The organism is Inquilinus sp. CAU 1745, assembly GCF_039839375.1.
Lineage (GTDB): Bacteria > Pseudomonadota > Alphaproteobacteria > DSM-16000 > Inquilinaceae > JBDOQU01.
In genome coordinates this window covers 97,329-114,148 of the sequence record NZ_JBDOQU010000002.1, presented here as the reverse complement: position 1 = coordinate 114,148, position 16,820 = coordinate 97,329, and the positions used below count along the sequence as shown (strand labels likewise).

Genomic DNA, 16,820 nt, shown 5'->3' with positions numbered 1-16,820 from the left:
GGGGCAGGCTTCAGGACGAACACGGGCTTCCATGGCTCCCTCCCCATCCGACCATGACGATCGGGCGTCCCCCGCCCCGTTCCGGCTGCGCCGGTGGCTGCCGCTCGGCGTGCTGGCGCTGGGGCTGGCGGGTTTCTTCGCCTTCGGCCTCGATGATTATCTGAATTTCGAAACGTTGCGCGACCGTCACGCCGCATTGACCGCGCTGGTCGCGGAGAATCGCTGGGCGGCGGCCTTCCTCTATCTCGCCGTCTATGTGCTGGCGGTGGCCTTCTCCATCCCCGGCGCCACCGTTCTGACTCTGATCGGCGGTTTCCTCTTCGGCATCCTCCTGGGGTCGGTGCTGGTGGTGATCGGCGCGACGGCGGGGGCCGTTTGCGTCTTCCTGGCGGCCCGCACGGCGCTGGGCGATGTCCTGCGACGCAGGGCGGGGCCTTGGCTCAGGCGGCTTGAGGCGGGGTTCAGAGAGAACGCGTTCAGCTATATGCTGACCCTGCGGCTGCTGCCCGTCGCGCCCTTCTGGCTGGTCAATCTGGCGCCGGCCTTCCTGGGCGTCGGCCTGCCGACCTACGTGCTGACCACCTTCATCGGCATCATTCCCGGCACGATCGTCTATGTCGGCATCGGCAGCGGGCTGGGCGCGACCCTGGAATCGGGAAGCGACCCAGATCTCGGCATCATCTTCGAGCCGCACATCCTGCTGCCGCTGATCGGGCTGGCGCTGCTCAGCCTGCTGCCGGTCGTCATCAAGGCGGTGCGCCGGCGTCGGGGATTGCCGCCGGGACTGGCCTCATGACGGGACGGATCGAAGCCGATCTCTGCGTCATCGGGGCGGGGTCCGGCGGGCTGTCGGTCGCCGCCGGCGCGGCGCAGATGGGGGCCGACACGGTGCTCATCGAAAAGGGGGAGATGGGCGGCGACTGCCTGAACTATGGCTGCGTGCCATCGAAGGCTCTGATCGCCGCCGCCAACGCCGCCCACGCCGTTCGACACGCCGGCCGCTTCGGGATCGCGGCGCGGGAGCCGGAGGTCGATTTCGGCGGGGTCAGCCGCCATGTCCGGGGCGTCATCGACGCCATCGCGCCGATCGACAGCCAGGAGAGGTTCGAGGGCCTGGGCGTCCGCGTCATCCGCGCCCATGCCCGCTTCACCGGCCCCGACACGGTGCGCGCCGGCGATGTCGAGGTGAAGGCCAGGCGCTTCGTCATCGCCACCGGATCGACGGCTGCCGCACCGCCCATCCCCGGCCTGGACGCCGTGCCCTACCTGACAAACGAGACGGTCTTCGGTCTGACGGCTGCCCCGTCCCACCTGATCGTCATCGGCGGCGGGCCGATCGGCATCGAACTGGCGCAGGCCCATCGCCGGCTGGGCTGCCGGGTGACGGTGCTGGAAAAGGCCGCGATCCTGCCGAAGGACGATCCGGAGTTGGTGGCCGTCGTCCGGGCGTCGCTGACGGACGACGGCGTCGATGTCCGGGAGAAGGCGGAAATCGTCGGCATAGAGCCGGAGGGCGAGGGCGCGGCGGTCATCCTCCGCAGCCAGACGGGGGAGGAACGGCTGACGGCCTCCCACCTGCTGGTCGCGACCGGCCGCAAGCCGGTGCTGGACGGGCTGGATCTGGAGAAGGCCGGCGTCAAGCGCACCGACCGAGGACTTACCGTCGACGCCCGCCTGCGCACGACGAACCGGCGGGTCTACGGCGTCGGCGACGCGGTGGGCGGTTACCAGTTCACCCATATGGCCGGCTACCATGCCGGCATCGTCATTCGGAACATCCTGTTCCGGTTGCCGGCGAAGGTCGATGCCACGGCGATGCCCTGGGTCACCTACACCGATCCCGAACTGGCGCAGGTCGGCCTGACGGAAGCCGGGGCGCGCGAGCGGCATCCCGATATCCGCGTGCTCCGCTGGCCGTTCGCGGAGAACGACCGCGCCCGGACGGAACGGAACACGGCTGGCCTGGTAAAGCTGGTGACCACCCCGCGCGGCCGCATCCTGGGCGCCGGAATAGCCGGCCCCCATGCCGGCGAACAAATCCATCTCTGGACCCTCGCGGTGGGCCGGAAGATGAAGATCGGCGCGATCGCCGGCATGATCGCGCCCTATCCGACGCTGGGGGAGGCGGGCAAGCGCGCCGCCGGCGACTTCTACACCCCCTCCCTCTTCAGCGACCGCACCCGAAAGCTGGTCCGCCTCCTGCTGAAGCTGCCCTGATCCCGACCATCCCAACCGTGGTTTTCCCCTCTCCTGCTTGCGGGAGAGGGAGGGGCCCGCCGCGAAGCGGTGGGAGGGTGAGGGTTTTGGTCCAACCCGGATAGATAGGTGACAGATTAGACTGGAGACACGGATGACAGGTCTCAAGATCGTCGTAGCGAGCGGAACGTTCGTAGCCGCCGGGCGGCGGCTACAGCCGGATCGCCGTTTCCTCCTTTACCGACCGGATCACCATCATCGTGAAGAAGCGCGCCACATTGTCATCGTCGCGAAACAGCCTGTCGCACAGCGCGTCGAACTCCTCCATGTCCGTGAGGCGCAGCAACAGCACGACATCGATGTCGCCGGTAACGTCATAGATCTGCGCGACCGCTTCCTCCTTCATCGCGCGGTCGGTGAAGCGGCGCATCTGCTGCTCGCCGTGCAGCTTCAGTTCCACCGTCACCAGCGCCTTCAGCGTACGCCCTGCCTTGGACGGGTTCAGGATCGCCACGATGCGGTCGATGATTCCGGCCTTTCGCAGGCGGCGGATGCGGCGCAGGCAGCTTGAGGGAGACAGCCCGACCTCGTCGGCCATGTCGGCGTTGGTTCGCGAAGCATCCCGTTGCAGCAGGTTCAGGAGCTTCCTGTCGAGCTGGTCCATCCCCCACGCCCTCATCTCATCCGGGTGATGCAATAAAATTGCACAAGTCCGCAATCTTTGACCACAACTGCGAACAGGTTCGCGGTAGGAAACTCGGGCAACAACGGGATTGCCCACCATGGCGCTCATCGGAAAAATCGCGCGCAAGACGCTGGACACGCTGGATGTCTACTGGACGCTCATCCGGATCGTCGTTCCGGTGACCATCGCGGCCGAACTGCTGATGCGCCTGGGCGTGATCGAGGCCGTGTCCCCGCTGCTCGCGCCAATCATGGGGTTCTACGGGCTGCCGGCGGAACTGGGGCTCGCCCTGCTCACCGGGATGCTCGTCGGCGTCTGGGGTGCGGTCCCGATGATCTTCACCCTGGCGCCGGCATCGTCCTTGACCGTCGCCGACATCTCGGTCCTCTCGGCGCTTCTGCTGTTCGCGCACGGCCTGCCCATCGAACAGAAGATCGTCCAGAAGGCCGGGCCGGGATTCCTCGTCACGACGCTTATCCGGATCGCCGGCGGCATGATCTACGCCGCGCTGCTGCATCAGATCCTGGCCGCCACCGGCTGGCTCGCCCAACCTCTCGATCCCGCCTGGATCCCGATGAGCGAAACCACCGACTGGATGGGCTTCCTCCAGGGCCTGTTCGAGACCGCGGTGACGATGCTGGTCATCCTCGTGGTGCTGGCCTGGGGGCTTGAACTTCTGAAACTGTCCGGGCTTCTGGATTTGCTGATGGCGTCCCTGAACCCGCTGCTGCGGCTTGCCGGCATAGAGGGCGACGCACGCCATCTCACGGCCATCGGAATGTTCCTTGGCATCTCCTATGGCGGGGGGCTGCTGATCCGCGAATCCCGCACCGGCGGGATCGCGCCGCGCCAGATTTTCCTGTCCTGCGTCTTCATGGGGTTCGCCCATGGCATCATTGAGGACACGCTCCTCGTCATGGCGCTCGGCGCCGATTTCACCGCCATCCTCGTCGGCCGGATGATCTTCGCAGTGGCCGCGACGGCGCTGATCGCACGGCTCATCTTGCGGATTCCGGACAGGAAGTTTTTCCTGTGGATGTTCGGGGAGAAATCTCCCGCCGGGCAATAGAAGCGCCGGGCGGGTTGCGCTATCCCTTTCACCCGGCACGGAAAGCCCGGTAGAACTGGATTGTCCTTCCACGATTCGGGGCCTCTCCTCTTGCCGCCGATCTATCCGACGCTCTCGATCCTTGTCCGAAAGTCCCTGAAGGCCCTGATGGCGATGGGCGGGCTGCCGCTGGTCGCGCTGTTCGGGATCGGGGCCTTCGCCTTCTTCGTCCAGCTTTCCGAGGAGGTGCTGGAGGGCGAGACCCATGGCTGGGACGAGGCTGTGCTGCTGGCCATGCGGGTTCCCGGCGACATGTCGAACCCTCTGGGCCCGCACTGGCTGGAGGAGGCGGCCCGCGACATCACCTCACTGGGCGGCTACGCCGTGCTGTGGCTCGTCTCGCTGGCCGCCATCGGCTACCTGCTGATGGTCCGGGAGCGGGCCGAGGCGATGCTGGTCGCGGTCTCCGTGGCCGGCGGAACGGCGCTCAACTCCCTCCTGAAGATCGGCTTCGGCCGTCCGCGTCCGGAACTGGTCTCCCCCCTGGCCGACGTCTTCACCGCCAGCTTCCCCAGCGGCCACGCCATGATGTCCGCCGTCACCTACCTGACGCTGGGCGTGATGCTCGCCCAGACGCAGGAGAAGCGCCGGGCGGCGGCGTTCATCCTGGCGATGGCGGCGATCGTGACGGTGCTGGTGGGGGTGAGCCGGATCTATCTCGGCGTCCACTGGCCGTCGGACGTGCTGGCCGGCTGGTGCGCCGGGGCGGCCTGGGCGATGTTCTGCTGGGTCGCGGCCGCCTGGTTCGACATGCGCCGCCGGGCGAAGCGGCCGGAATGACGGCGCTTTCCGCCACCGCCCGCAGCCTTTCCGCGCGGCTGCTGGTTTTCACGATCTTCTTCGTGATGCTGGCGGAGGTGCTGATCTACACGCCCTCCATCGCGCGTTTCCGCCTGACCTGGCTGGAGGAGAAGCTGGCGGCCGGGCACCTGGCGGCGCTGTCCGTCGCCGCCGCGCCGGAAGGCATGGTGACGCCGGAGATCGAGCAGGAGCTGCTGAACCATGTCGGCGCCTATGTCATCGATCTGCGCAAGCCGGGCGAGGACACCTACATGCTGGGCATGGCCCCGGCCCCGGCGACGCCGACCGATGCGGTCGACCTCCGCGAGCGGTCGCCCGCCCGGCTGATCGTCGATGCCTTCGACACGCTGTTCAACGGCGGCGACCGGGTGATCCGGCTGATCGGCATGTCGCCGCGCGACCCGGAGGCCTATGTCGAGCTGGTGCTGGACGAAGCGCCTCTCAGGGCCGGGATGGTGGATTACTCCAACCGCATCCTCGGCCTCTCCATCGTCATCTCGCTGTTCACCGCCGGGCTCGTCTTCCTGTCGCTGCACCGGATGCTGGTCGTGCCGATGACGCGGCTGACCGAGAAGATGGTGGCGTTCCGGGAGAATCCGGAGGATGGCGACACCATCATCCGACCCTCCGGCCGGTCGGATGAGATCGGGGTCGCCCAGCGGCAGCTCCACGACATGCAGATCGCGCTGCGCGGCGCGCTGAAGCAGAAGGAAAGGCTGGCGGCGCTGGGCACCGGCATCACCAAGATCAACCACGATTTGCGGAACATTCTTTCCACTGCCGCCCTGCTCTCAGAGCGGCTGGGCTTGTCAGACGATCCGGAGGTGAAGCGGACGACGCCCCGGCTGCTGGAATCGATCAACCGCGCGGTGGAGCTGTGCCAGCACACGCTGGCCTACACGCGGGAGAACGCGCCGCCGCTCCGCCGGACGGACTTCCCGGCCCGCGCGCTGGTCGATTCGGCCGAGGCGGATGCGACGACGGTCCGGCAGGGTCTCGCCCGCTGGGTCAACGATGTGCCCGACGCGCTGACGCTGACCGCGGACCGGGAACAGTTGCTGCGCGCGCTGGTCAATCTGGGCCGCAACGCCTTCCAGGCTGGGGCCGGGACGGTGACCGTCGGCGCGGAAACAACGCCGGACGCCGTCATGCTCACCGTCGCCGATGACGGGCCGGGCCTGCCGCCACGGGCGCGGGACCATCTCTTCCAGCCTTTCGCGGGCACGGCGCGCGCAGGCGGCACGGGCCTCGGCCTCGCCATCGCGCGGGAAATACTGGTCGCACACAAGGGCGATCTGCGCCTCCGGGAAAGCACCGCGCGCGGCACGGTCTTCGAACTGGTGCTGCCGGCGTCGAACGGCGGCTGAACGCTTCAGCTATACCAGTGGAGAACATAAGAAATAATGCCTAATTATATACTTGAGAAAAGCGATGGAGTCGGATAACCATACGCATCGACAGGCTGGCGCTGACGACATCAGCCTTGACGAGATTCCCCGCTACCGTGAGGTGGCAATCTTGATTAGAGACTGGCGGATGGAAGACGGGGAGTATGAGTCGCTTGTTCTTGATCTTTGCCGGCTTTGGAACGTCCGTCTGGAGAAAAAGCGTAGTTGACCATCTCAGGCAACGTCTCGTGGTATAGAAAAATTAGCCTCTCGTTGAGGTTATTTAGCTTTTCTACGGTAGCAATGTAACTGTCAAAGGCCAAGATATCTGTCTTCTTCTTGGGCTTGACTCTCTGGATCGTGATTGATTCTGGGTCGTCGTCCCCATAGGGCCAGAAGCCATGGACGATCATGTTTCGCTCTTCTGAAGCGTCAGACAGGCGCTGTCGAATGTCTTCCGTGCGCTGTAACTTCACGGGGTTGTCCGCAAAAATGGCGCGGCGACATTTGGCCCATTGACGGATTAGAGGCTTTGCGGACACCGGGAAGGGGTCTTTCTCGATAATGTGCCGGGTGGCCGGATGGCGTCTCGTGAACATCAGGTCGCGAAACAGGATGCCCTCTATCCTGCCCCACCATGTCACGATGGCTCCGGTGAGGCTGACCAACAGCGGGTCGATATTCTCAGGGATTCTGCAAGCCATGTCGGACACCGATAAAGACGAGAACCTGGAACAAGCCAAGCGCATCATGGAGCGGCTGGTGAAGACGCCGCCCAAACCCAGAACCGCAGAGGAGGCGAAACGACCCAATCTGCCTGACAATGGGTCGGCCCCCGATTGCCCCAAACCTAAGAGTGGACTCTAGGGCAGTTACGCGGAATGATGCCAGCATACGTTGCTGGGGGGCAGATTTGTTTCTAGAGAAGCATTCGCGGTTTTTCCGCCGCTACAACATCACGTTTGCACCGCGCCACAAGGGGGCTCCTTACCTACCGCTTAGCGCGGATCCTAGCGAGTACAGTATTCGCGACGCGCTTCAAGAGTGCATTGACGCCGAACAGGCCATGGATGTTCAGCCAAACGGTGACATCATCGAGCTAATGGCCGTCGAACACAGGCCGCGGCAAAAAGCGCTTGTGATGCTGTTTCACCGGGCAAGCCCGAATGCGGCAGAGCCGGCGTATCGAAAGAAGGCCAGGGCGCAGGCGGGAAGAAAGGTCACGGTGAGAGAGTCCGTGAAGCAGAAAGACGAAGAACAGTCGGTTTCGGCCCACCTAGTCATTCACGATACCCAAATCGAGCGTGGCGTATTTCGAGCTGCGCTTGAGGAAATTCCCGGCATCAGCATGAGCGCTGCTAGGCTGATCGCCGCTAAGGCCCTGAGTGAATATCGATACGATTTCGAGCGGAACAGGCTGACAAAGCAGACATATTCCGTGGTGAAGGCAGAAGGCTTAAAGTCAGAAACGCTGACGAATGCGCTAAAGGATGGGCAGATCAACTTCATAACGCTTGTGCGCCCAGCCAAACCCGATTTCATCGACTCGGAAGGTTTGTTTGAGCCGATCAATGAAGTCATGAAGATCAGGGTTACAGGAAGTCTCACAAGTAGGAACTGGCGAGAGAGAATATTGAATCTCGCTGAGCGTGCGAAGGAAGACGGATGGCAGGATTTCAACATCGATATAGGTTTGGAAGATAACCGCAAGCGAACAGTGAAGCTCGATAGGGATCAACAGGCAAAAGAAATACTGTTTGTGCGATCAGAACTTGTGCAATTCGGCGTAGCCTTACCGGTGTGCAGCGTCGATTTTTCTGATGAAGTTATACGAAAGGCCACCGCGATAGCCAAGGAATAACCGCTCGGCGGAGTTCAGTTGGATGAATGTTCTTTACTATCCGTTGCGCTATCTCGTCTTGAAGGACGAGTGCGGTCGACCTGTATACAGGCGGAACTTGATTTCTGCTCTCGCGATAGCGATCGCCTTAACCTTCCCGTTTTTTTTCAGCATCGAAGCTTATTTCGGAGACAACGGGTTCTTGGATCGCTTCGGGAGCTTTTCGGCCGTCCTGACCGGCTTCTATATCGCAGCGTTAGTTGGCGTCGCGAGTTTCGCATCGGCGATGGGCGATTTGGACGACGTAATAGAAGTCGGCAAGGTATCTAGGATCGCCCCGAGTGGCGACCGGGAGTACCTGACACGCCGACAATATGTGTGCTCAATGTTCGGTTATCTCGCCTTTCTGTCCCTGTTCATATCGATCGCGGCGATAATGCTGGTGACGATATCGGGCGTTAACATTTGGCTCGTTCTGGACACTGGGCTTATAACGCAGGTAGCATCTTGGATTCTGGACAATGTCGCGCCAGCACTAGGAATGGCTACGATTTTCCTTGTAAATATTCTCCTTTCTCACATGATTGTGACTACATGCCACGGTCTGTATTATCTTATCGACCGTCTTTACGAAACGAAACCGCGCCTTCTGAAGAAAGCGGGTGTAGCCGCGCGAAATTAGGTTCCAGTCCTTGTTATCGGAGGAAGTTCTTTCGCCAGCGCACGAAGTTCTTGGCTTTCTGCTTAGGCGTGAGCGGCTTCGTCAGTCCGCCGATAGGTGAGGCGCTTGCCTTCGATGCCGGCCACCATCAGGGCAACGCGCTCCTTGTCGGAGAAGCCCAAGCCGCTGCGGTGGTTATGGCGGAAACCGAACTCCGCGAGGTAGCGGTGAAGATGGGCTTCGCCGCAATGCTGATAGACGCCCTTCATGCCGCGCTTGAAAACGGAGAGGACGTTCTCGACCGTGTTGGAGTGGACGACGCCGCGAACGTACTCGCCAGCCGAGTGCTTCGCGGTCTGGTGGTCGGCGAACTCCTTTCCGGTCACGGTGTAGAGGCGACCTTCGTCGGTATAGAGGATCGACTCGCGCGACACATTGCGAACCAGCACGTCGCGGACATTGGCGGCTGTGGCGTGCTGGACGTGGAACATACGGACTTCGCCGCCGCGCTCGACCAGGGCAACCACGGCGCGCTTGTTGGCCGGCCCGCCCTTGCCGCGCTTCGTGAAGGGACGGCCCTTGCGCTGCGCTGATACGTGCGGGGTCTCGCGCTACCGAAATAGGTTTCGTCGGCCTCGACGATCAACTAAAGACGAAGCCACCAAAGGTGGCGCGTTAGCCGACGCGCTCGGCAAAGCGGGCGGTTCCGTTAAAATCCAGAAGGTAGACGGCGACTATCAAGAAGAACGGACCTTCCCGCGCTCGAAAGACCCAGAAGAATCGAAAGGATAGATGGGATCGATTTTCTGTGCTGCGGCACGGACATCCTAAATCACGGCGCGGCGGAGCTGACCGGCTTCGTCAGTCCAGCGCCAGCGTCACGGCCTTCAGATAGGCGCTTTCCGGCAGCATCGGATGGATCGGGTGGTCGGGGCCGGGGCCGCTCTGGCGGAGGATGCGGCCGGTGCGGCCGGCATCCGTGAGGCCACGGGCGACCTGCTCGGCGAACATCGCCGGATCGACATGGTGGCTGCACGACGCCGCCAGCAGGAAGCCGCCCGGTTCCACGATCCGGGCTGCGAGGCGCGCCAGCTTGCGATAGCCCTGCGCCCCCGCCTTCAGATCCTTTTTCGACTTCACGAAGGCCGGCGGGTCGATGATGACGAGGCCGAAGCTCCGCCCCTGGTCGCGCAGCCGCTCCAGTTCCCCGAACGCCTCGCCCTTCCGGGTCTCGAACCGCTCGGCGACGCCGTTGAGGGTCGCGGCGCGGGCGGCGAGATCGAGCGCCGGGGCCGACCGGTCGACGGCCAGCACGCTTTCCGCCCCGCCCAGCGCGGCCTGGATGGCGAAGCCGCCGGTGTGGGTGTAGACGTCGACCACCGACCGGCCCCGGGCCAGCCTTGCGGCGAAGGCGCGGTTGTCGCGCTGGTCGAAGAACCAGCCCGTCTTCTGCCCCGCCGCCGGGTCGGCCAGGAACCGCGCGCCGTTCTCCTCCAGCTCGATCGGGCCGTCGGGAAGCTCGCCGACGGTGCGGATTTCCGCCTCCAGCCCTTCCAGCGCGCGGGCGGAACTGTCGTTGCGCAGCACGATGGTCCGGGGCGACAGGATTTGCCCGATGGCCTCAAGCAAGGGCGCTTCCAGCGCCTCCATCATCGCACTGTTGGCCTGGACCACCGCCACATCGCCATAGCGGTCCACGACCAGCCCCGGCAGACCGTCCGCCTCGGCATGGACCAGCCGGTAGAAGGGCCGGTCGAACAGCGCCTCCCGCAGCGCCAGCGCCGCCGACAGGCGCTCGGCCAGGAAGCCGGCATCGATGACGGCGTCCGGATCGCGGCTCAGCAGCCGGGCGGCGATCAGCGCGTGGCGGTTGAACCCGGCGACGCCCAGCGGCTTGGCATGGGCGGATTCCAGCCGGACGAGCCCGCCCAGCGGGATCGCCTTCGCGTCGGCATCCATCGCGATCTCGTTGGAGAAGACCCAGGGATGGCCGGCCAGGACGCGCTTCTCGCGCCCGGGCTGGAGCCGGACGACCGGCAGAAATGGGGGGTTCGACATGGCGCGCAGCATAGCGGCGGGCAAACGGTGGTCAATCGCCCCGAGGTCAATCGCGCCGGCGGCTTCTTTACCCGGCCCGGCGGTCGCCCTAAGGTTGCCGCCCATGACCCGTCCCGGCCCGCGCAATCTCATCACCGACGTTCCCGGCATCGCGGTCGGCAATGCGGAAGACGCGGCGGCCAGGACCGGCGTCACGGTGGTCATTCCCGAAGAGCGGGCGGTGGCCGCCGTGGATGTGCGGGGCGGCGCGCCCGGCTCCCGCGACACTCACACGCTGGACCCCGCCAGCCTGGTCGATCGGATCGACGCGGTGGCGCTTTCCGGCGGCTCCGAATACGGGCTGGAGGCGGCGGCCGGCGCGGTCGCCTGGCTGGCGGCGAAGGGGCGCGGCTTCGCGGTGGGGGAGGTGAAGGTGCCCGTCGTGCCGGCGGCCATCCTGTTCGACCTCGCCAATGGCGGCGACAAGGGCTGGGGGGAAGAACCGCCCTACCGGCGGCTGGGCCGCCTGGCCTGTGACAATGCCGGCGACCGCTTCGCCCTTGGCAATGCCGGGGCCGGGCTGGGCGCGAAGGCCGGAACGCTGAAGGGCGGGCTGGGCAGTGCGTCCGCCGTCGATACGACCAGCGGCGTCACCGTCGGTGCGGTGATCGCGGTCAATCCCGTCGGTTCCGTCGTCATGCCGGGTCAGAACTGCCTCTGGGCCTGGGCGCTTGAGCAGGGGGAGGAGATGGGCGGCCAGCCCCTTCCGACCGGGCCGATCGCGGCTGATGCGGAGGAGGGGGCATCCTTCCATCCCGGCGCCAACACGACGATCGGCGTGGTGGCGCTCGACGCCGACCTGACCGCCGCGGAGGCCCGGCGCGTCGCGATCATGGCCCAGGACGGCCTGGCCCGCGCGATCCGGCCGGTCCACACCCCCTTCGACGGCGACATCCTGTTCGTCCTGGCGACCGGCCGCCGATCCCTGCCGGACAACCGGCCGGCGGCGCTGTCCCGGCTTGGGGCGCTTGCTGCCGACGCCGTGGCCCGCGCGATCGGGCGCGGCGTGTTCGAGGCCGAGGATCTGGGGGAGCGGCTGTCCTACCGCACCGTCCACGGCCACGCGCTGCGTTGCGGAAAGAGGTGATCCCGGTTTATGTTGCGCTGCATCATCGGCGGGGAACGCGCCGAAATGCCGGATATGAGGGAGGATCGACACCCATGGCCGATATCCGTAAGACGCTGGCGAGGGCCCTGGCCGCGCTGCTGCTGCTTCCCGCCGCCGCCCTGGCCCAGCCCCAGTCCGGGATTAGGACGGATGCTGTCGTCGCCCTGACGCTGGAGCCTCCCCACCTTGACCCGACCGCCGGCGCCGCCGCCGCGATCGACGAGATCACCTACCACAACGTCTTCGAGGGGCTGACCCGCATCGACGAGACGGGCGCGGTCGTGCCGGGGCTGGCGGAAAGCTGGACCGTCTCCGATGACGGGCTGGTCTACAGCTTCACCCTCCGCGACGGCGTGCAGTTCCATGACGGCACGATGTTCGACAGCGCCGATGTGGAGTTCTCCTTCGAGCGCGCCATGGCGGAGGATTCGGTCAACGCGCAGAAGCAATATTTCGACGCCATCGCTGAGATCGAGACGCCGTCCCCGACGGAGGTCGTCATCACGCTCGCGGAACCGGACGGCCTCTTCCTCTTCAATATGGGGCAGGGGGACGCGGTGATCGTTGCGCCTGAGACGGCGGAGACCAACAAGACCGACCCGGTCGGCACCGGCCCCTTCCGGTTCGACCGCTGGCTGCAGGGCGACCGCATCGTGCTGGCGAAGGCCGACACCTACCGCGATCCGGACGCCATCGCGCTCGACCAGGTGACCTTCCGCATCATCGCCGACCCACCGGCGCAGATCGCGGCGCTTCTGGCCGGCGATGTCGATGCTGTGCCGAACATCGGCGCGCCGGAGGCGCTGGGCGCGTTCGAGAACGATCCGCGCTTCGCCATCGACGTGGGAACGACGGAGGGCGAGACGGTGATGGCGGTCAACTGGCGGCGGGAGCCGTTCGACGATCCGCTGGTCCGGCAGGCGATCATGCACGCCATCGACCGGCAGGCGATCGTCGAAGGCGCGCAGTTCGGCTTCGGCACGCCCATCGGCAGCCATTTCGCCCCGCACAACCCGGCCTATGTCGACCTGACCGGCCTCTATCCGCACGATCCTGATCGGGCGCGGGAACTGCTCGCGGAGGCGGGATATCCCGACGGCTTTTCCGCGACGCTGAAGCTGCCGCCGCCTTCCTATGCCCGGCGGGGCGGGGAGATCATCCAGGCGCAGCTCGGCCGCGTCGGGATCGAGGTGACGCTGGAGCCGATCGAATGGGCGCAATGGCTGGACCAGGTGTTCGGCAACAATGATTACGACATGACGATCGTCAGCCATGTCGAACCCATGGACATCGGCATCTACGCGCGCGGGCTGGATTATTATTTCGGCTACGACAATCCGGCCTTCACGGACCTGATCGACCGTCTGGACGCCACCACCAACGAGGCGGAACGGACGGCCCTCTATCAGGAAGCGCAGACGATCCTGGGCGAGGATCTGGCCGCGATCTTCCTCTTCCAGCTCGCCAAGGTCGGCGTCCACGATGCCGACCTGCTCGGCATGTGGAAAAACACCCCCGTCCCCGCGGTCGACATGACGGACGTCCGCTGGGCCGAATGACCCCCGGCTCCCGTAATTTCCCCTCTCCTGCCCTGCGGGAGAGGGAGGGGCCCGCCGCGAAGCGGTGGGAGGGTGAGGGTTTGGCGGGAAGGCGCGCGGCCCCGCCCCGCATCGACGCCGCATGGATGCTGGATCAAATCCAGCATGACCGGCTTTCGGGCGCCCCCCCATGACCGCCTACCTCGTCCGGCGGCTGCTGGCGTTCCTTCTCACCCTCCTGCTGGCGGCGCTGGTGATCTTCGTGGTGCTGGAGGTGCTGCCCGGCGATCCGGCGCAAATGATGCTGGGGACGGAGGCGCGGCCGGACACGCTGGCGGCGCTCAGGGCCCAGATGGGGCTGGACCGGCCCGCGCCGGAGCGGTTCCTGCGCTGGCTGGGCGGCCTCGCCACCGGCGATATGGGCACCAGCCTGACCTATGACGTGCCGGTGCAGGAGCTGATCGGCGACCGGCTGGCGATCACCCTGCCGCTGGCGGTGATGGCGCTGCTGACGGCCGTCGCCGTCGCCCTGCCGCTCGGCATGCTGGCGGCCGCGCGGCAGGGCCGGCCGGCGGACTATGCGGTGATGGGGTTCTCCCAGCTCGGCCTCGCGATCCCCAATTTCTGGTTCGGCATCGTGCTGACGCTGGTCTTCTCCGTCACGCTCGGCTGGTTCGCCAGCGGCGGCTTCCCCGGCTGGTCGGCGGGCGTCGGCGCGGCGCTGAAGGCGCTCCTGCTGCCCTCCCTGGCGCTGGCGCTGGCGGAGGCCGCGATCCTCGCGCGCGTCGTCCGCTCCTCGATCCTTGAGAACTGGCGGGAGGATTATGTCCGCACGGCGCGGGCCAAGGGCCTGTCGTCGGCGGCGGTGCTGCGCCGGCACGTGCTGCGCAACGCCGCGATCCCGATCGTCACCATCCTCGGCCTACAGTTCGCCTTCCTGGTCGCCGGCGCGATCGTGGTGGAGAACGTCTTCTACCTGCCGGGGCTGGGGCGGCTGCTGTTCCAGGCGGTCAGCCAGCGCGACCTGATCGTCGTCAAGGACGTGGTTCTGCTGCTGACGGCCCTGGTCATCGCGGTGAATTTCCTGGTCGACGTGCTCTACGCCCTCATCGACCCGCGGCCGAAGGCGGGCGCGGCATGAGGCCGACGCTGGCGATCGGCATCGCGCTGACCGGGCTGGTCGCGGCGCTGGGGCTGGTCAGCCTCGCCTGGACGCCCTGGCCGGTCGACGCCGTCTCCGTGGCGGACCGGCTGCAGCCGCCGGGCGCGGACCATTGGCTGGGGACCGACCATCTGGGCCGCGACACGCTCTCGCTCATCATGGGCGGGGCGTGGAACGCGATGATCGTCGCCACGGCGGCGGTCGGCATCGGGCTCCTCGCCGGCGTGCCGCTCGGCCTGCTGGCTGCGGCGCGCCGGGGCTGGGTGGATGAGGCGGTGGGCCGGCTGGTCGACCTGACCTTCGCCTTCCCTGCCGTCCTTTCGGCCATCCTCATCACCGCGCTCACCCATCCCGGCGCGATCAACGCCATCGTCGCGATCGGCATCTTCAATATCGCCGTCTTCGCCCGCGTGACGCGCGGCGCGGCGCTGCCGGTCTATGGCAGGGAGTTCGTCCGCGCGGCCTTCGCGCTCGGCCGGTCGCGGTTCCAGGTCGCCCTGCGCCACGTCCTGCCGAACGCGGCCAGCCCGCTGATCGTCCAGGCGACGGTGCAGTTCGCGGTCGCCATCCTCGCCGAAGCCGCCCTCTCCTATCTCGGCCTCGGCACAAGGCCGCCGCAGCCAAGCTGGGGGCGGATGCTGCTGGACGCGCAGACCTTCCTCTTCACCGACCCGATCCAGGCGGTGTGGCCCGGCCTCGCCATCGCCATCGCCGTTCTGGGGCTCAACCTGCTGGGCGACGGGGTGCGGGACCTGCTGGACCCCCGGCTCCGCGCTCTGCCGGTAGGCTGAACGAATCGATACAATATATCCGTTGCGGAGCCGGTTCGGCGCTGCGAGAGTTCGATCCCTTCTAACCGACGACGGCCTTTTTGGCCGGGAGAACAGCGATGGTCCAGCGGCCGGTTTGGATCGTGCTCGCCTGCGGGGCGGCGACCGTCGCCATCGCCATGGGCGTCCGCCAGAGCTTCGGTATCTTCCTGCGGCCGATCTCCATGGATCTGGAGGTCGGGCGGCAGGTCTTCGGCTTCGCCATCGCGCTCCAGAACCTGCTGTTCGGGCTGGCGCAGCCCTTCGTCGGCGCGATCGCCGACCGGATGGGGGCGGGACGGGTGATGCTGTTCGGCACGCTGCTCTACATGGCCGGCCTCGCGCTCACCACGCTCAGCAACGACCCGCTGGCGCTCAACGTCACGCTGGGCGTGCTGGTCGGGCTCGCTTTGTCGGGCACCACCTATGTCGTGGTGCTGGGCGCGGTCGGCCGGGTCGTGTCGCCGGAACGGCGGAGCGTCGCCTTCGGCATCGTCACCGCCGCCGGCTCCTTCGGCATGTTCGCCGTGGTGCCGGGCGCGCAGGCCCTGCTGACCGGCATGGGCTGGCAGGGCGCGTTCCTGGTCATGGCGGTCGCCGTCGGCGCCATCGCGCTGCTCGGTCTCGGCCTCGCCGGCGCGCCGTCGGACTCCGCGTCCGACGGGCCGGCGCAGAGCCTGACCGACGCGCTGAAGGAGGCCGGCGGCCATTCCGGCTATTGGCTGCTCAATGCCGGCTTCTTCGTCTGCGGCTTCCACATCGCCTTCGTGGCGACGCATCTTCCCGCGTTCCTGGGCGACAACGACCTGTCCCCGGCCGTCGGCGCCAACGCGCTGGCGCTGATCGGCTTCTTCAACATCATCGGGTCCTACCTCTTCGGCATGCTGGGGAACCGCTACCGCAAGAAGTACCTGTTGAGCGGCGTCTATTTCGCCCGCTCGGCGGTGATCGGCCTCTTCCTCATCCTGCCGCTGACGCCCGCCACCGCCCTGATGTTCGGCGCGGGCATCGGTTTCCTGTGGCTGGCGACCATCCCGCTGACCAGCGGCCTCGTCGCCCAGATGTTCGGCACGCGCTACCTTTCCACCCTCTACGGGATCGTGTTCCTCAGCCACCAGATCGGCAGCTTCCTGGGCGCCTGGCTGGGCGGCGTCGATTACGACCTGACCGGGACCTATGATACGATCTGGATGGTTTCCATCCTGCTGGGGATCGCGGCCGGCCTCGTCAACCTGCCGATCGCGGACCAGCCGGCGGCGCGGCTGCAAAGGCGGACGGCATGAGCGACTGGGAGATCAGGGCCCTCACCGGAATCGGCGTCGCCGCGCTGCTGGCCGGCGGCTGGGCGCTCTGGTTCGTCTGGGGGCCGCTGATCGCGCTGGACGGGATGATGGCCTTCTGCCTTTAGCGACGAGGCCGTCCCGCCC

The 16,820-nt window shown here is 66.3% G+C and carries 16 protein-coding genes and 1 pseudogene; 13 read left to right on the top strand and 4 right to left on the bottom strand.

What is annotated here, in order from left to right; translation table 11 throughout:
* Nucleotides 1-31: 31 nt before the first annotated feature.
* Nucleotides 32-796, top strand: a complete 765-nt coding sequence (locus AAFN89_RS02940; RefSeq protein ID WP_347535728.1) for a TVP38/TMEM64 family protein — start codon at nucleotides 32-34, stop codon at nucleotides 794-796.
* Nucleotides 793-2,217 carry an FAD-dependent oxidoreductase gene (locus AAFN89_RS02935; RefSeq protein ID WP_347535726.1) on the top strand — a complete coding sequence of 475 codons (1,425 nt, stop codon included), beginning with the start codon at nucleotides 793-795 and terminating at the stop codon, nucleotides 2,215-2,217. Before AAFN89_RS02940 ends, AAFN89_RS02935 begins: the two co-directional genes overlap by 4 nt.
* 190 nt (nucleotides 2,218-2,407) lie before the next feature.
* Here the strand turns inward: AAFN89_RS02935 and AAFN89_RS02930 are convergent, their stop codons facing one another.
* The gene (locus AAFN89_RS02930) at nucleotides 2,408-2,860 is read right to left on the bottom strand and encodes an Lrp/AsnC family transcriptional regulator (RefSeq protein ID WP_347535723.1); all 453 of its coding nucleotides are present in this window, start codon (nucleotides 2,858-2,860) and stop codon (nucleotides 2,408-2,410) included.
* A gap of 118 nt (nucleotides 2,861-2,978) precedes the next feature.
* Between AAFN89_RS02930 and AAFN89_RS02925 the strand changes: the two genes are divergently transcribed.
* From AAFN89_RS02925 to AAFN89_RS02915, 3 genes are all read left to right on the top strand, one after another.
* Entirely contained in the window at nucleotides 2,979-3,950 is a 972-nt protein-coding gene (locus tag AAFN89_RS02925; protein WP_347535721.1) for a hypothetical protein, read from the top strand.
* Between the two features lie 90 nt (nucleotides 3,951-4,040).
* A complete protein-coding gene (locus tag AAFN89_RS02920) occupies nucleotides 4,041-4,769 on the top strand; it encodes a phosphatase PAP2 family protein (RefSeq protein ID WP_347535719.1) in 729 nt (242 codons plus the stop codon).
* Nucleotides 4,766-6,157 (top strand): HAMP domain-containing sensor histidine kinase, encoded by a 1,392-nt coding sequence (locus AAFN89_RS02915; RefSeq protein WP_347535715.1) that lies wholly within the window; start codon nucleotides 4,766-4,768, stop codon nucleotides 6,155-6,157. The genes AAFN89_RS02920 and AAFN89_RS02915 overlap by 4 nt, the downstream gene beginning before the upstream one ends.
* Before the next feature lie 155 nt (nucleotides 6,158-6,312).
* On the opposite strand, the gene AAFN89_RS02910 is transcribed toward AAFN89_RS02915, so the two are convergent.
* Nucleotides 6,313-6,990: a hypothetical protein gene (locus tag AAFN89_RS02910; protein WP_347535713.1), complete on the bottom strand. Its 678-nt coding sequence runs from the start codon at nucleotides 6,988-6,990 to the stop codon at nucleotides 6,313-6,315.
* 101 nt (nucleotides 6,991-7,091) lie between these two features.
* On the opposite strand from AAFN89_RS02910, the gene AAFN89_RS02905 reads away from it, so the two are divergent.
* On the top strand, nucleotides 7,092-8,039 hold the full coding sequence (locus AAFN89_RS02905) for a hypothetical protein (RefSeq protein ID WP_347535711.1): 948 nt from the start codon (nucleotides 7,092-7,094) through the stop codon (nucleotides 8,037-8,039).
* A 22-nt stretch (nucleotides 8,040-8,061) separates the two neighbouring features.
* Entirely contained in the window at nucleotides 8,062-8,700 is a 639-nt protein-coding gene (locus AAFN89_RS02900; protein WP_347535709.1) for a hypothetical protein, read from the top strand.
* A 62-nt stretch (nucleotides 8,701-8,762) separates the two neighbouring features.
* On the opposite strand, the pseudogene AAFN89_RS02895 reads toward AAFN89_RS02900, so the two are convergent.
* Together AAFN89_RS02895 and AAFN89_RS02890 are read right to left on the bottom strand one after the other, a co-directional pair.
* A pseudogene (locus AAFN89_RS02895) lies at nucleotides 8,763-9,319 on the bottom strand (IS1595 family transposase); the annotation flags it as partial.
* A gap of 221 nt (nucleotides 9,320-9,540) precedes the next feature.
* Nucleotides 9,541-10,737 (bottom strand): class I SAM-dependent rRNA methyltransferase, encoded by a 1,197-nt coding sequence (locus AAFN89_RS02890; protein WP_347535707.1) that lies wholly within the window; start codon nucleotides 10,735-10,737, stop codon nucleotides 9,541-9,543.
* Nucleotides 10,738-10,840: 103 nt separating this feature from the next.
* Here AAFN89_RS02890 and AAFN89_RS02885 point away from each other — a divergent pair, with 103 nt between their 5' ends.
* The 6 genes from AAFN89_RS02885 to AAFN89_RS02860 all read left to right on the top strand — a co-directional run bounded on the left by AAFN89_RS02885 (nucleotide 10,841) and on the right by AAFN89_RS02860 (nucleotide 16,801).
* Entirely contained in the window at nucleotides 10,841-11,863 is a 1,023-nt protein-coding gene (locus tag AAFN89_RS02885) for a P1 family peptidase (protein ID WP_347535705.1), read from the top strand.
* Nucleotides 11,864-11,937: 74 nt separating this feature from the next.
* Nucleotides 11,938-13,443, top strand: coding sequence for an ABC transporter substrate-binding protein (locus AAFN89_RS02880; protein ID WP_347535703.1), 1,506 nt, complete (start codon nucleotides 11,938-11,940; stop codon nucleotides 13,441-13,443).
* A 169-nt stretch (nucleotides 13,444-13,612) separates the two neighbouring features.
* On the top strand, nucleotides 13,613-14,563 hold the full coding sequence (locus AAFN89_RS02875) for an ABC transporter permease (protein ID WP_347535701.1): 951 nt from the start codon (nucleotides 13,613-13,615) through the stop codon (nucleotides 14,561-14,563).
* Entirely contained in the window at nucleotides 14,560-15,375 is an 816-nt protein-coding gene (locus AAFN89_RS02870; RefSeq protein ID WP_347535699.1) for an ABC transporter permease, read from the top strand. The genes AAFN89_RS02875 and AAFN89_RS02870 overlap by 4 nt, the downstream gene beginning before the upstream one ends.
* Before the next feature lie 98 nt (nucleotides 15,376-15,473).
* Entirely contained in the window at nucleotides 15,474-16,676 is a 1,203-nt protein-coding gene (locus AAFN89_RS02865; RefSeq protein WP_347535698.1) for an MFS transporter, read from the top strand.
* Entirely contained in the window at nucleotides 16,673-16,801 is a 129-nt protein-coding gene (locus tag AAFN89_RS02860; protein WP_347535697.1) for a hypothetical protein, read from the top strand. Before AAFN89_RS02865 ends, AAFN89_RS02860 begins: the two co-directional genes overlap by 4 nt.
* Nucleotides 16,802-16,820 lie beyond the last annotated feature (19 nt).

Excerpts from the sequence above, each read along its gene's own strand:
- AAFN89_RS02940 (WP_347535728.1), top strand. The coding sequence starts at position 32 with ATGGCTCCCTCCCCATCCGACCATGACGATCGGGCGTCCCCCGCCCCG.
- AAFN89_RS02935 (WP_347535726.1), top strand. The coding sequence starts at position 793 with ATGACGGGACGGATCGAAGCCGATCTCTGCGTCATCGGGGCGGGGTCC.
- AAFN89_RS02930 (WP_347535723.1), bottom strand. The coding sequence starts at position 2,860 with ATGGACCAGCTCGACAGGAAGCTCCTGAACCTGCTGCAACGGGATGCT.
- AAFN89_RS02925 (WP_347535721.1), top strand. The coding sequence starts at position 2,979 with ATGGCGCTCATCGGAAAAATCGCGCGCAAGACGCTGGACACGCTGGAT.
- AAFN89_RS02915 (WP_347535715.1), top strand. The coding sequence starts at position 4,766 with ATGACGGCGCTTTCCGCCACCGCCCGCAGCCTTTCCGCGCGGCTGCTG.
- AAFN89_RS02900 (WP_347535709.1), top strand. The coding sequence starts at position 8,062 with ATGAATGTTCTTTACTATCCGTTGCGCTATCTCGTCTTGAAGGACGAG.
- AAFN89_RS02890 (WP_347535707.1), bottom strand. The coding sequence starts at position 10,737 with ATGTCGAACCCCCCATTTCTGCCGGTCGTCCGGCTCCAGCCCGGGCGC.
- AAFN89_RS02885 (WP_347535705.1), top strand. The coding sequence starts at position 10,841 with ATGACCCGTCCCGGCCCGCGCAATCTCATCACCGACGTTCCCGGCATC.
- AAFN89_RS02880 (WP_347535703.1), top strand. The coding sequence starts at position 11,938 with ATGGCCGATATCCGTAAGACGCTGGCGAGGGCCCTGGCCGCGCTGCTG.
- AAFN89_RS02875 (WP_347535701.1), top strand. The coding sequence starts at position 13,613 with ATGACCGCCTACCTCGTCCGGCGGCTGCTGGCGTTCCTTCTCACCCTC.
- AAFN89_RS02870 (WP_347535699.1), top strand. The coding sequence starts at position 14,560 with ATGAGGCCGACGCTGGCGATCGGCATCGCGCTGACCGGGCTGGTCGCG.
- AAFN89_RS02865 (WP_347535698.1), top strand. The coding sequence starts at position 15,474 with ATGGTCCAGCGGCCGGTTTGGATCGTGCTCGCCTGCGGGGCGGCGACC.
- AAFN89_RS02860 (WP_347535697.1), top strand. The coding sequence starts at position 16,673 with ATGAGCGACTGGGAGATCAGGGCCCTCACCGGAATCGGCGTCGCCGCG.